This is a genomic window from Leifsonia sp. 466MF, assembly GCF_900100265.1.
In the GTDB taxonomy this organism is placed as follows: Bacteria; Actinomycetota; Actinomycetes; order Actinomycetales; family Microbacteriaceae; genus Leifsonia.
Genome location: NZ_LT629696.1, coordinates 3,461,626 through 3,473,766, shown reverse-complemented (window position 1 = coordinate 3,473,766; position 12,141 = coordinate 3,461,626). Strand labels below are relative to the sequence as shown.

Annotated in this window: 11 protein-coding genes and 1 tRNA gene; 3 read left to right on the top strand and 9 right to left on the bottom strand. The window is 69.0% G+C overall.

The features are described 5' to 3' along the window. Nucleotide 1: 1 nt before the first annotated feature. Nucleotides 2-772 (bottom strand): FadR/GntR family transcriptional regulator, encoded by a 771-nt coding sequence (locus tag BLR91_RS16535; RefSeq protein WP_089879969.1) that lies wholly within the window; start codon nt 770-772, stop codon nt 2-4. Nucleotides 773-896: 124 nt separating this feature from the next. Between BLR91_RS16535 and BLR91_RS16530 the strand changes: the two genes are divergently transcribed. Then, a complete protein-coding gene (locus BLR91_RS16530) occupies nt 897-1,661 on the top strand; it encodes a COG4705 family protein (protein WP_089879973.1) in 765 nt (254 codons plus the stop codon). 5 nt (nt 1,662-1,666) lie between these two features. Here BLR91_RS16530 and BLR91_RS16525 read toward each other — a convergent pair whose 3' ends face one another. The 4 genes from BLR91_RS16525 to BLR91_RS16510 all read right to left on the bottom strand — a co-directional run bounded on the left by BLR91_RS16525 (nt 1,667) and on the right by BLR91_RS16510 (nt 6,759). Next, nucleotides 1,667-3,430, bottom strand: a complete 1,764-nt coding sequence (locus tag BLR91_RS16525) for a glycoside hydrolase family 35 protein (protein ID WP_089879977.1) — start codon at nt 3,428-3,430, stop codon at nt 1,667-1,669. A gap of 73 nt (nt 3,431-3,503) precedes the next feature. After that, nucleotides 3,504-4,850, bottom strand: coding sequence for an ABC transporter substrate-binding protein (locus BLR91_RS16520; protein ID WP_089879980.1), 1,347 nt, complete (start codon nt 4,848-4,850; stop codon nt 3,504-3,506). Nucleotides 4,851-4,900: 50 nt separating this feature from the next. Continuing rightward, nucleotides 4,901-5,836: a carbohydrate ABC transporter permease gene (locus tag BLR91_RS16515; RefSeq protein WP_018189335.1), complete on the bottom strand. Its 936-nt coding sequence runs from the start codon at nt 5,834-5,836 to the stop codon at nt 4,901-4,903. Continuing rightward, the gene (locus BLR91_RS16510; protein WP_018189336.1) at nt 5,836-6,759 is read right to left on the bottom strand and encodes a carbohydrate ABC transporter permease; all 924 of its coding nucleotides are present in this window, start codon (nt 6,757-6,759) and stop codon (nt 5,836-5,838) included. The genes BLR91_RS16515 and BLR91_RS16510 overlap by 1 nt, the downstream gene beginning before the upstream one ends. Before the next feature lie 129 nt (nt 6,760-6,888). On the opposite strand from BLR91_RS16510, the gene BLR91_RS16505 reads away from it, so the two are divergent. Further along, nucleotides 6,889-7,941, top strand: coding sequence for a LacI family DNA-binding transcriptional regulator (locus tag BLR91_RS16505; RefSeq protein ID WP_020075958.1), 1,053 nt, complete (start codon nt 6,889-6,891; stop codon nt 7,939-7,941). 15 nt (nt 7,942-7,956) lie between these two features. Here the strand turns inward: BLR91_RS16505 and BLR91_RS20205 are convergent, their stop codons facing one another. Next, complete coding sequence (locus BLR91_RS20205) at nt 7,957-8,094, bottom strand: hypothetical protein (RefSeq protein ID WP_018189338.1); 138 nt, start codon at nt 8,092-8,094, stop codon at nt 7,957-7,959. Nucleotides 8,095-8,247: 153 nt separating this feature from the next. On the opposite strand from BLR91_RS20205, the gene BLR91_RS16500 reads away from it, so the two are divergent. Beyond that, nucleotides 8,248-10,602 carry a M1 family aminopeptidase gene (locus tag BLR91_RS16500; RefSeq protein ID WP_089879984.1) on the top strand — a complete coding sequence of 785 codons (2,355 nt, stop codon included), beginning with the start codon at nt 8,248-8,250 and terminating at the stop codon, nt 10,600-10,602. Nucleotides 10,603-10,710: 108 nt separating this feature from the next. Here the strand turns inward: BLR91_RS16500 and BLR91_RS16495 are convergent. The 3 genes from BLR91_RS16495 to BLR91_RS16485 form a co-directional block, all read right to left on the bottom strand. Further along, nucleotides 10,711-10,783 (bottom strand) — tRNA-Arg (locus BLR91_RS16495). Nucleotides 10,784-10,811: 28 nt separating this feature from the next. Continuing rightward, complete coding sequence (locus tag BLR91_RS16490; RefSeq protein ID WP_089879986.1) at nt 10,812-11,198, bottom strand: MmcQ/YjbR family DNA-binding protein; 387 nt, start codon at nt 11,196-11,198, stop codon at nt 10,812-10,814. A 16-nt stretch (nt 11,199-11,214) separates the two neighbouring features. Beyond that, entirely contained in the window at nt 11,215-11,994 is a 780-nt protein-coding gene (locus BLR91_RS16485) for a dienelactone hydrolase family protein (RefSeq protein WP_089879990.1), read from the bottom strand. Nucleotides 11,995-12,141 lie beyond the last annotated feature (147 nt).

The window sequence follows — 12,141 nt, the reverse complement described above, 5'->3', positions numbered from 1 at the left end:
GTCAGCTCGACTGGCCCGCGCGGGCGCCGGGCGCGTGGTCCGGAAGCCGGCGGCGCTCCCACGAGATGTGGATGTGGTCGTGCATGGCCCGCTCGGCGGCGGCGGCATCCCCGTTGGCGATGGCCTCCACGATGGCCGCGTGCTCGTCGAGAGTCAGCGCCACGGCGTCCGGCGGGTTGATGCCCTGGTATCGGCTGGACTCGACGGCGCGCTTGTAGAGGTGCTTGGCGATGTTCTCCGCGAGGCGATTGCCGGAGATCTCCATGAGCGCGTAGTGGAACACCACGTCGGCCTGCCGGAAGGAGTCCGTCTCCGACTCGCTCTCGCGCATCGCGGTGAGCGCGTTCTCGAGGCGCCGCAGCCCGTCGGCCGTGTGCGAGCGGGCGACCGCGCCCGCCATCGCCGACTCGAGGCTCGCGCGCACGACGGTCAGTTCGTCGAGCACGCCGAGGCTCTCGTCGTTGTCGATGAGCGCAGAGAGCACCACCGGGTCGAGCATGTTCCAGTAGCCGGGCGCCTGGACCTGCGTGCCGCGACCCTGGGACACGATCACCAGGCCCTTCTCCTCCAGCCGCTTGACGGACTCGCGGAGGACCGTTCGGCTGACCCCGAAGTGCTCGCTGAGCGGACCCTCCGGCGGCAGGAGGTCGCCCTCCTTCAGTTGGCCGGTGACGATGATCTCGACGAGCTCGGCCACCACGGCGACGCCCAGCCGCGCGGCGGGCAGCCGCTGCGGGATGAGCCGGGCTGCAGCGTCGGGGTCGGTCGCCATAGGTATGACCTTAGCGCGTCGTGCTCACCGTGCGGCCTGCGCGTGAGCGGAGTCTCTGAGCCCTTTCAGGCGTTCGCCCCCTCCACCCAGGCGCGAAGCCGCCTCCGTTCGGGATGCTGAGTGGATGCGCAACACCGTTCCCGCCGTCACCGCCCTGTTCTGGGTGACCAAGCTGCTGACGACGGCCATGGGGGAGACGGCGTCCGACTTCCTGGTGAAGACCATCGACCCTGTCGTCGCCGTCGGTGGGGCCTTCGTAGTGTTCGCCGTGGCGCTCGGGCTGCAGTTCGCCGTGCGGCGGTACATCCCGTGGGTCTACTGGAGCGCCGTGCTGATGGTCGCCGTCTTCGGCACGATGGTGGCCGATGTGCTGCATGTCGAGCTCGGCGTCCCGTACCTCGTCTCGACGGTGGTGTTCGCCGTCGCTCTCGCGATGGTCTTCGTCCTCTGGTTCGCCACCCAGCGAACGCTGTCGGTGCACCGCATCGACACTCCGGCGCGCCAGGTGTTCTACTGGTGCGCGGTCCTGGCGACTTTCGCCCTCGGAACAGCGGTCGGCGACCTGACCGCGACCACGCTCGGGCTGGGCTACTTCGCCTCCGCTCTGCTGTTCGGCATCCTGTTCGCCCTTCCCGGCGCGGCTTATCGCTGGTGGGGCTTCGGCGCGACGGCGGCGTTCTGGACCGCGTACGTGCTGACCCGGCCGTTCGGGGCGTCGCTCTCCGACGGCCTCGCCGTGTCGCACGCTCGCGGTGGACTGGCGCTGGGGACCGGACCGGTCAGCCTGATCCTGCTCGCCGCGATCACGGTCTGCGTCACCGTGCTCAGCGTCCGAGGGCGCCCGGTTACCGGAACGGTCGCGGAGGCGCCCTCGGCCGCTGGTCTCTGACCGGATCAGACCTCCGTGTGGCCCAGACGCGGTTCCGGCACGAAGGCGGCGACGGCCTCGGCGGCGGACTCCAGCTCCAGCACGATCAGCTCGTTCGCGCCGGCACGCAGAACGCCGCGCGGGACGAACAGCGTCTCCTGCGGCCCGCGAGTCCAGTAGCGGCCCAGGTGGAAGCCGTTGATCCAGGCGACGCCCTTGCCCCATCCCGTCGTGTCGAGGAACAGGGGGTACGGCTCGTCCAGGCCGAAGACGGCGCGGGCGAAGACCGGACCGGCCAGGCGCTCGGGCGTGTCGGCGCCGGCGGCGTCGAGGGCGTCGCGCACGGGCGCGAGCGACGACAGCTCGAGCGGGAGCACGCTCCAGCGCCGCAGCTCCTCGCCGTTCAACTGCACCGGACCGATGAGTCCCTTCGGCTCGCCGATGCGGGGGCCGTAGTCGACGCGGCCCTGGTCCTCGACGAGCACGGTGAGGGTTCCGCGGCTGGGGGAGAGCGCGATGGCGGAGTCGTGGTGGTCGCGGGCGAGCACGCCGAGGCGGCTCGCGCCGACGGAGACGTACGCGCGGTCGCGGACCTCGCCGAACTCCAGTACCGCGGGCTCGGTCGTGTCGATCTCGGTGCGGTACAGGCCGAGACCGCTGTAGTGGCCCAGCTCGTCGAATGTCGGCAGCGAGTCCGTGTGCGACCACTCGCCCAGCCGGTCGGCGACCGACCACAGTGGAACCGAGGAGCCGAACGGGACGGTGAACGCGGGCGCAGCCGCGGCCACGACGGGCTCGAGCTCCGGCACCGGTGCGTACTGTGCGATCACATCGCGGAACGCCCAGAATTTCTCGGTCGGCTCGCCCGCCTCGTCGAGCGGGGCGTCGTAGTCGTAGCTGGTGACGATCGGCTGGTAGACGCCCTTGTCGTTGGCGCCGTTGGTGAAGCCGAAATTGGTTCCGCCGTGGAACATGTACAGGTTGACGGACGCGCCCAGCGCGAGCAGCGCATCCAGATCGGCCGCCGACTCCTCCACCGAGGTGGTGTGGTGGTGACCGCCCCAGCTGTCGAACCAGCCGTCCCAGAACTCCGAGCACATCAGCGGACCGGTCGGCTGGTGCCGGCGCAACGTCGCCAGCCGCTCGCGCGAACGGGAGCCGAAGGAGGCGGTCTTCAGCAGCTCCGGCAGCGAACCGTTCTCGAGCATGTCGTCCTGCGGCTGGTCGACCGTCGTCAGCGGCACCGTGATCCCGGCGCCTCGGATGACCTCGACCAGCTGACGCAGGTAATCCTTGTCGTCGCCGTACGCGCCGTACTCGTTCTCGACCTGCACGAGCAGCACAGGGCCGCCCTCGGTCACCTGCAGCGGCCGGACGATGTCGAGCACGTTCCGCAGGTAGGCGGAGAGCGCGGCGACGAACCGCGGCTCCGACCGGCGGATGCCGACCTCCGGATCCGTGAACAGCCACGCGGGCAGACCGCCGTTGTCCCATTCGGCGCAAATGTACGGTCCGGGGCGGACGATCGCGTACATCCCCTCGTCGGCCACCGCCTTCAGGAACCGGGCGAGATCGAGAGCGCCGTCGGCACGCCATTCGCCGGGGCGCGGTTCGTGCGCGTTCCACGGCACGTAGGTCTCGATCGTGTTGAGCCCCATCAGGCGCGCCTTGTGGATGCGGTCGGCCCAGTCGTCCGGGTGCACCCGGAAGTAGTGCAGCGCTCCGGAGAGGATGCGGAACGGCTCGCCGTCGAGGACGAAGTCGTCGCCCGCGATCTCGAAGGTGGTCATGGTTCTCCTGAAGGGGTGGGAAGGCCGTGGCCGGCCGCGGCGTGCGCGGCCGGCCACGGAGGTACTGCTGTTGCTACTTGCCGGTGACGGTGAAGCCCTGCTGGTTGCCGTACTCCACCAGCGCCTTCTGCCAGGCCTGCAGGCCGGGGTTCAGGCTGGAGTTCGACGTGTAGGACTGTCCGACCGTGTCGCCGTAGATGCTGTTCGCGTAGACCTGGAACGGCAGATACTGCCAGCCGGTCGACACGTTCTTGGAGCCGTCCACCAGCACCTCGTTGATCTTCTGGCCGCCGAAGTACTCGGGGGCGGAAGCGAGGAACTCGGAGGAGTTCAGGTCCTTCGTGGTCGACGGGAAGCCGCCGGACTCGAGGAACACCTTGATGCTGTCCTCGTCGTTGTTCAGCCACTTGAGGAAGCCGGCCGCGAGCGCCGGGTTCTTGCTCTGCTTGAGCACGACCTGCCCGCCGCCGCCGTTCTCGGCGTTGGCCGGCTTGCCGTCGTAGGTCGGGATCGGGGCGACGCGCCACTGACCAGCGCCGTCCTTCACCGACGACTCGAGCACGCCGGGCATCCACGCGCCGGTGATCAGCGTGGCGATGGAGCCGTTGCCGAGCGCCTTGAACCAGTCGTCGCTCCAGCCGGGGACGCTGGAGAGCAGCTTGCCCTCGACCAGCTTGTCCCAGGTGCCCGTCCACTTCTTGGTGCCCTCGTCCTGGAGGTTGATCGACAGCTTGGTGCCGTCGACGTCGAACGGGCGGCCGCCCGCCTGCCAGATCATCGAGGTGGTGAAGCCGGAGTCGCCGGAGTCGCTCGTGATGTAGGCGTTCGGGTCGGCGGCGTGCAGCTTCTGCGCGGCCGCGACGTACTCGTCCCAGGTCTTCGGCACGGCGATGCCGTTCTTGTCGAAGACGGTCTTGTTGTAGAACATCGCCATGGGGCCGGAGTCCTGCGGGAGGCCGACCAGCTTTCCGCCGACGTTCACCGAGCCCCAGGGGCCGGGGGTGTAGTCGTCCTGAAGCTTGTCGAAGCCGTACTGCTTGAGGTCGACGAGGGAGTCGGAGAGAGCGAACTGCGGGATGGCGTAGTACTCGACCTGCGCGACGTCGGGGGCGCCCGATCCGGCCTTGATCGCGTTCTGCAGCTTGGTGTACTCGGTCGTGTTCGTGCCGGCATTGACCAGCTTGACCTTGACCTTCGGGTACTCCTTCTCGAACGCGGCGACCTGGGCCTCCGCCGACGGGGTCCACGACCAGTACGTGATGGTCCCGCCCTGCTTGAGCGCCGCGTCGATGTCGGAGGCGCTTCCGCCGCCGGACGAGGTACCGCCGGAGCAGGCGGCCAGGGAGGCGGCGGCGACGGCGCCGACCACCGCAGCGGTGACGACCCGGGCGATGCGCCGGGACGCGAGAGTGCTCTTCATGAGCTTCCTTTCACTTCTTCGTGGAATGAGATTGCGGATGGGGGATGGGGTTACTGCTTGACGCTTCCGGCGGCCAGACCCGACTGCCAGTAGCGCTGGAGCACCAGGAACGCGGCCACGATCGGGACGATCGTGATGAGAGATCCGGTGATCACGAGGTTGAAGATCGGCTGGGCGCCGACCCCGGTCGCCTGCGCGCTCCACTGGCTGAGACCCACCGTGAGGGGGTACCAGGTGGGGTCGCTCAGCATGATGAGCGGCAGGAAGTAGTTGTTCCAGGTCGCGACGATCGCGAACAGTGCGACCGTGACGATGCCGGGCGCGAGGAGCCGCAGCGAGATGGTGAAGAACGTGCGGAACTCGCCTGCCCCGTCCATCCGCGCCGCCTCCAGCAGCTCGGTCGGGATGGCCTCGCTCGCGTAGGTCCAGATGAGGTAGAAGCCGAACGGGCTGATGAGCGAGGGCAGGATGACCGACCAGGGGGTGTTGGTGAGCCCGGCCTGGCTGAACAGCAGGAACGTCGGGACGGCCAGGGCGGTCCCCGGGACGGCGATCGCGCCGAGCACCACGGCGAACACGGCGCGCTTGCCCGGGAAGTTGTACTTCGCCATGCCGTAGCCGGCGACGGTGGCGAGCAGCGTGGCCCCGCCCGCGCCGACGACCACGTAGAGGAGGGTGTTGCCCAGCCACTGCACGAAGATGCCGCCGCGGTAGGTGAAGGTGTCGGCGATGTTCTGGAAGAGGTTGAAGTCCTTGCCGAACCAGAGCCCGAACGACGAGTAGAGGTCCGGCTGGGTCTTCGTCGCGTTGACGATCAGCCAGATGAGCGGCACGAACGAGTAGATGACGAAGAGCACCATCACGATCGTCAGCAGCGGCGACTTGCGGATGCGGCGGCCGGAGGAGGCGCCGGCCCGGACGCGAGCGGCGGCGCGCGACGGAGCCTTGCGCGGGCGGGTGCTGCGGGTGTCGGTCAGCGTGGCCATCAGCGGGCCTCCTTCCTCGTGCCGCGCAGCTGCACCACATACGCGATGACGGCGGTCAGGACGCCCATCACGATCGCGACGGTCGCGGCGTAATTGAACTGCTGGCCGGCGAACGAGAGGTTGTAGGCGTACATGTTCGGGGTGAAGTAGCTGCTGATCGCGTTGGGCGCCAGCTGCTTGAGAAGGTTCGGCTCGTTGAAGAGCTGGAAGCTGCCGATGATCGAGAAGATCGTCGCGATCACGAGCGCGCCGCGGATGGCGGGCAGCTTGATGCTGAACACCGTGCGGAACGCTCCGGCGCCGTCGATCTCGGCCGCCTCGTAGAGCTCGCCCGGGATGACGCGCAGCGCCGCGTAGAAGATGAGCATGTTGTAGCCCATGAACTCCCAGGTGACGATGTTGCCGATGGAGGCGAGCACCCACTGCCCGCTGAGCGGCACGAGCCCGGTCCCGAGCAGCTGGTTGATGCTCGCGGTCAGACCGAACTGGTCGCCGTAGATGAATCCCCAGATCAGCGCGGCCACCACACCGGGCACCGCGTAGGGGAGGAAGAGTGCGATCCGGAAGAACCCGGCGCCGTGCAGCCGCGCGCTGTCGAGGGCGAGGGCGGCGATCAGCGAGAGGACCAGCATGATCGGCACCTGCACGACGAGGAACAGCGAGACGCGGCCGAGCGACGCCCAGAACTTCTCGTCCTGGAACACGGCGACGTAGTTGCCGAGCCCGACGAACGCGTTGCCGCCGATGAGCTGCTGGCGGAAGAGGCTGAGGTAGATCGCGTAGACCACCGGTGCGATGATCATCGCCGCGAAGACGACCATGAAGGGGGCCACGAAGGCCCAGCCGCGCCAGTCGCGGCGCGACCGGCGGCCGCGGCGGGGGGTGCCGGGCGCGGTGGCCCGCGTGAGGGACGTCGTTGTCATGTCTTCCCTGGGTTCGAGATCGGTGTGCGGATGTTTACGTCAACATCGTGGCGGCTACTCTAACATGTTCACGTCAACATGATGCAAGGTCGTGTTGACACTCGTGTTGAACACCGAGAAGTGGAGACCATGGCAGAGTCGCTGGCCGAATCCCCGTCCGCCCGTGCAACCGGGCGCAAACGCGGTCCGTCGTTGGGCGATGTCGCGGCGCACGCGGGCGTCTCCACGCAGACCGTGTCGCGGGTGGCGAACGGCCTCACCAACGTCGAGGAGACCACGCGCCAGCGCGTCCTCGCCTCGATGCAGGCGCTCGGCTACCGTCCGAATCGCGCGGCGCGGGCGCTGCGGTCTGGCCGCTTCCGGAACATCGGCGTGGTCATGTTCACCCTGTCGTCCTACGGCAACATGCGGACCCTGGATGCCATCGCCGTGTCGGCGGCGACCGCCGGCTACTCGATCACGGTCGTCCCGGTCGAACGCCCGACGCAGCAGGATGTGAGCGTCGCGCTCAGCCGTCTGCTGGAGCAGGCGGTCGACGGCATCATCGTCGTGATCGAGGCGCACATCGTCGACCGTGCCGATGTCGAGCTGCCGTCCGGGCTGTCGGTCGTGGTCGTCGACTCGACCGAGCGCCCCGACTACCCGCAGGTCGACACGGACCAGGCGGAGGGTGCGCGGCAGGCCACCCAGCACCTGCTCGACCTCGGCCATCGCACGGTCTGGCACATCTCCGGTCCCGGCGACTCGTATTCGGCCGCACGCAGGGAGGAGTCGTGGCGCCGGACTCTGGAGGCGGCGGGAGCTCCTGTGCCGGAGGTCTTCCGCGGCGATTGGTCGACCTCGGCCGGCTACCGCCACGGGCAGGAGATCGCCGCGCGCCCCGAGATCACGGCCGTCTTCGCGGCGAACGACCAGATGGCCCTCGGCGTTCTGCGCGCCCTCCACGAGGCCGGCCGGCGGGTGCCGGAGGACGTCAGCGTCGTCGGATTCGACGACATGGCCGAGTCGGACTCGTTCTGGCCGCCGCTGACGACCATCCATCAGGAGTTCGAGGCCATCGGCCGCCGCGCCCTCGAACTGCTGATCGCGGAGATCGAGGCGCGCCCGGAGCCGGTGCGCTCCTCGGTGCTCCACACGCGACTGGTCGTGCGCGCGAGCACGGCCGCACCGCCGGCCTCCTGACCGGCGGGCCGCTCGCTACGAGGGCTCTTCGTCCGCTTCGAGCGACTCGTCCGCATCCACGAAGTCGTCGTCGGTCTCGGTGGCCTCAGTGGCCGCCGCGGCCTGCGCCTCCGCCAGTTCGCTGGCCTCGTCCTCGTGCCGGTGTCTCGCCATGGGTTCCCCTCTCGACACCTCATCTTCTCGTAGACCCGGCACGAGCGGAGTGCCTCGAGCCGTTCCTGAGAATCGACTCATGTTCGAAACAAACGTCCGGTATGGTCTCGCCCACCGAACGCTCACGGACGAAGCATCCCTGGAGGATCACCGTTGGAACCACGGAACACCGCACCTCGGAGGCGGCTGCGGCGCCTCCTCCCCGCCGTCCTCGCAGCCACCCTGATCGGCGCCAGCCAGATCGCACTCAGCACTCCGGCCGCCGCCGCTGACGGCACACCCGGTGCGACAGCGATCGGGGACTCGCTCTTCCGCGGTATCGGGAACGGCGGCTACGACGTCACGCACTACGACGTGGCGCTCGCGTTCAACGCCGACAAGAGCATCACCGCCACGACCCTGATCACCGCAACGGCGACGCAGGCGCTCTCCTCGTTCTCCCTCGACTTCGAGGGTCTCGCCGTCTCGTCGGTGCTCGTCAACGGAACCCCGGCGACGTTCAGCCGGACGAGCGATCCGAGCATCAGCTCGTACAAGCTGGTCGTCACGCCGGCGTCGACGGTCACCGGTGACTTCACCGTGGCGGTCGCCTACTCAGGCACCCCGGTCACGCACGTGGATCCCGACGGATCGAGCGAGGGATGGGTCTCCACCTCCGACGGGGCGACCGCTCTCGGCCAGCCGGTCGGCACCATGACCTGGCTTCCCAGCAACAACACCCCTTCCGACAAGGCCACCTACGACATCACCATCGACGCTCCGACGACGATCGACGGCGTCTCCGCTGCCGCCGTCAGCAACGGTGAGCTCGTCGCGAAGACGCCCAGCGGCGACGGGAGCCGAACCTCCTGGCACTGGCGGCAGACGCGGCCGATGGCCACCGAGCTGGCGATGGTCACCATCGGCAAGTACCTCGTCTACGAGTCGGATATCGCGCTCGCGGTGAGCGGCAGGACCATCCACGAATGGACCTTCGTCGACCCGGCCGTCACGACCACGAACCAGGCGACGATCCAGACGCGCCGTGCCGCACTCCCCGAGATCCTCAACTACCTCGAGTCGAAGTACGGCGCCTACCCGGGCGGGAGCACGGGCTTCGTCGTCGACATCACCTCCCTCGGCTACGCCCTGGAGACCCAGGATCGCCCCTATTTCGAACGCTCCGTCTCGTCGGGCACGTTCATCCACGAGCTGGCGCACCAATGGTTCGGCGACTCGGTGACGCCGGCCGACTGGAACAGCATCTGGCTCAACGAGGGGCCGGCCACCTTCATCCCCACCCAGTACAACCAGGACCACGGCAGCAGCACGACGACGGCCTCGTCGCTGTTCACCACCTGGAACACGACTGCGGCGAGCAGCGCCCGCTGGACCATCCCCTCCGCAGCCATGACCGACCCGGCCGACCTCTTCGACTGGCAGGTCTACACCCGGGGAGCGATGAGCCTGGAGGCGTTGCGCCAGTCCGTCGGCCAGACCGCTTTCGACGCCATCATGAAGACCTGGGTGCAGCGCTACGCCGGTCAGAGCAAGACGACCGAGGACTTCATCGCGCTCGCCGAAGAACTCTCCGGTCGCGATCTGAGTGCCTTCTTCCAGGACTGGGTGTACGACGCCGACAAGCCGGCGTGGCCTTCGACGTGGACGCTCGGCCTGACCTCCGACCCGGTGGACGGCGAGGTCGCCCCCGAACAGGAGATCACCTACACCCTGACCGCGAACAACACGGGCCAGGTCCCGTTGACCGGCGCGACCGCGACAGTCGACCTCGCCGACGTGCTCGACGATGCGGCCATCGACGCATCGTCGCTCCCGGTGGGTCTGGCGCTGAACGGCACGACCCTCACCTGGACCGTGCCGGACACCGCGACGAGCGGCACGGCGACCGTCGCCTTCACCGCGGTCGTCGCGAAGACCTCTTCGGGCGGCACGCTCACCGCGACGGCCTCGGTGGGAGCACTGGGCGCGACCTGTGCGGACTGCTCCTCGACCCTCACGACCCCGGTCATCTCCGGTCCGGACCCGATCACCGAGGTCGACCTGACCGATGCGACCCGCGGCCCGGTGCGCGTGCCGGCGACAGCCGTTCCGGGTGGCGTGGTCCGCGTGACGATCGTCGGCGGGGCGCACGAGGGCGAGACGGTCACTCCCGTGCTCTTCTCGACGCCGCGGCCGCTCGCGGCGGCCGTCGTCTCCGGCGGAGCCTTCTCGGTCACCATTCCGGCGGACGCCCCACTGGGAGCGCACAAGCTGGCGATCGTCGATGCCCAGGGCGACCTGATCGGCTGGGGCGCTCTGACCCTGGTCGCCGCCGCGGGTTCGTCGGATCCGCAGACCGAGTCGGCCGCCACGGGCTCCGGCGCACTCGCCAGCACCGGCTCGTCGGTGACACTGCCGCTCAGCGTCGGCTCCGGAGTGCTCTTGGCCGGAGTTGCAGCGCTGCTGCTGGCGGGGTGGCGTCGCCGCCGGGCGACACGAATGACGGCCGTGGCCCCGTCACAGGACTAGCCCCCCCGACGCGGAGGTCGGCCGCAAATGAAAAGCCCCGCTGAACGGCAATGCCTGTTCAGCGGGGCTTCTCTACTGTCTCAACCAGTGGGGTGTGTATAAACACAGTGCGCCACGAGGGATTCGAACCCCCAACCTTCTGATCCGTAGTCAGATGCTCTATCCGTTGAGCTAGTGGCGCATGACCCGCACGCGGACCGGATACGAGCTTACATGACGGCATCCAAGACCGCCAATTGACGGCGGAGAGCGACCTGGCGGTATGACGTCTCGATGAGCTCGGAGGTCTCCGACCAGTCCTGGGTGCCCCGATCGAGGTCGATGGCGAGCCAGCCGCTCGGGCCCCAGTACTTCGGAACGAACACGCGCGGGTCCTCACGCCAGGCCGGCGCTTCCGCGGGATCCGGTTTGAAGACGAGGGTGTCCGGGCGGTCCATCGACGCACCGAGCACGGCGAACGCCCGGCCCTTCTCGCCGGCCTTCCACGAGGGGCGGCCGTGGTTCAGCGTCTCGACTGCCTCGGGCAGGCCCAGGCAGAGGCTTCGGATGCGCTCCACGAGAGCATCGCCCTCCTCGAAGAGCAGTGGGTGCTCCATCAGCGTGTCCTCCTGATCACCGGAAGACCTCGTCCAGGAAGCACACCAGCGCCCGCCAGCTCCGCGCGTCGGCGAGGGGACGGTACCGGTCCGTGCCCGGGATGGTGAACGCATGCGGCGCACCCGAGTACGTGTTCACCTGCCAGTCGACGTGCGGAGCGCCGCGCAGCTCCTGCTCGAACGCGACCACCGCTTCATCGGGAACGACCGGGTCGTCGCCGCCGGTCAGCACCAGCAGGGAGGCGGCGATCTGCGCCGCGTCGGACGGGTCGTGCGCGATCAGGCCGCCGTGGAACGAGGCGACGCCGCGGGCCGGGGCTCCGGTGCGGGCGAACTCGAGGGCGGCGGTCCCCCCGAAGCAGTAGCCGATGACGGCGAGGCGTGCGGGATCGACGGCGGGATGCTGCTGCAACCAGCTGAATCCCGCAGCCACCCGGGCGCGGAGCAGCGGGAGGTCGTTGTAGTACTTGCCGGCCTCGGCGGGCGCCGCGTCTCCGGCCGGCCGCACGCCGGCCCCGTAGATGTCGGCAGCGAACGCGACGTACCCGGACCGCGCCAGCATCTGGGCGCGCATCCGCACGTTGTCGCCGACGCCGTGCCAGTCGTGCATCACCAGCACCGCCGGCCGTCGCTCGTCGGCCTGCGCATCCCGCGCCAGGTATCCCTCGAGCGGGACTCCCTCGTGTTCGTACGCCACCGTCTCGGCCTCGATGACCGAGCGCTCACCGATCGGGACCTGCTCGAGCAGGGCCTGGAAGGCGGGGGCGAGAGCGGGCGACGGGCTGTCGTTCGTCACAGGGCGGCTCCTGGGTCGTCACGTCGCGCGGACGGCAGGCGCCGTCGGCGGCCGGGTCTGCTGTGACGTGGTCGCGGGATGCGCGCGGGAGCCGTCGGGTGCGGGTCGGATTCCCACGCCTTCACACTACCGCGGGTTCCCTCCGAG

What these genes read in the sequence shown, in the direction of transcription:
- BLR91_RS16535 (WP_089879969.1), bottom strand. Translation starts at nt 772, where the DNA reads ATGGCGACCGACCCCGACGCTGCAGCCCGGCTCATCCCGCAGCGGCTG.
- BLR91_RS16530 (WP_089879973.1), top strand. Translation starts at nt 897, where the DNA reads ATGCGCAACACCGTTCCCGCCGTCACCGCCCTGTTCTGGGTGACCAAG.
- BLR91_RS16525 (WP_089879977.1), bottom strand. Translation starts at nt 3,430, where the DNA reads ATGACCACCTTCGAGATCGCGGGCGACGACTTCGTCCTCGACGGCGAG.
- BLR91_RS16520 (WP_089879980.1), bottom strand. Translation starts at nt 4,850, where the DNA reads ATGAAGAGCACTCTCGCGTCCCGGCGCATCGCCCGGGTCGTCACCGCT.
- BLR91_RS16515 (WP_018189335.1), bottom strand. Translation starts at nt 5,836, where the DNA reads ATGGCCACGCTGACCGACACCCGCAGCACCCGCCCGCGCAAGGCTCCG.
- BLR91_RS16510 (WP_018189336.1), bottom strand. Translation starts at nt 6,759, where the DNA reads ATGACAACGACGTCCCTCACGCGGGCCACCGCGCCCGGCACCCCCCGC.
- BLR91_RS16505 (WP_020075958.1), top strand. Translation starts at nt 6,889, where the DNA reads ATGGCAGAGTCGCTGGCCGAATCCCCGTCCGCCCGTGCAACCGGGCGC.
- BLR91_RS20205 (WP_018189338.1), bottom strand. Translation starts at nt 8,094, where the DNA reads ATGGCGAGACACCGGCACGAGGACGAGGCCAGCGAACTGGCGGAGGCG.
- BLR91_RS16490 (WP_089879986.1), bottom strand. Translation starts at nt 11,198, where the DNA reads ATGGAGCACCCACTGCTCTTCGAGGAGGGCGATGCTCTCGTGGAGCGC.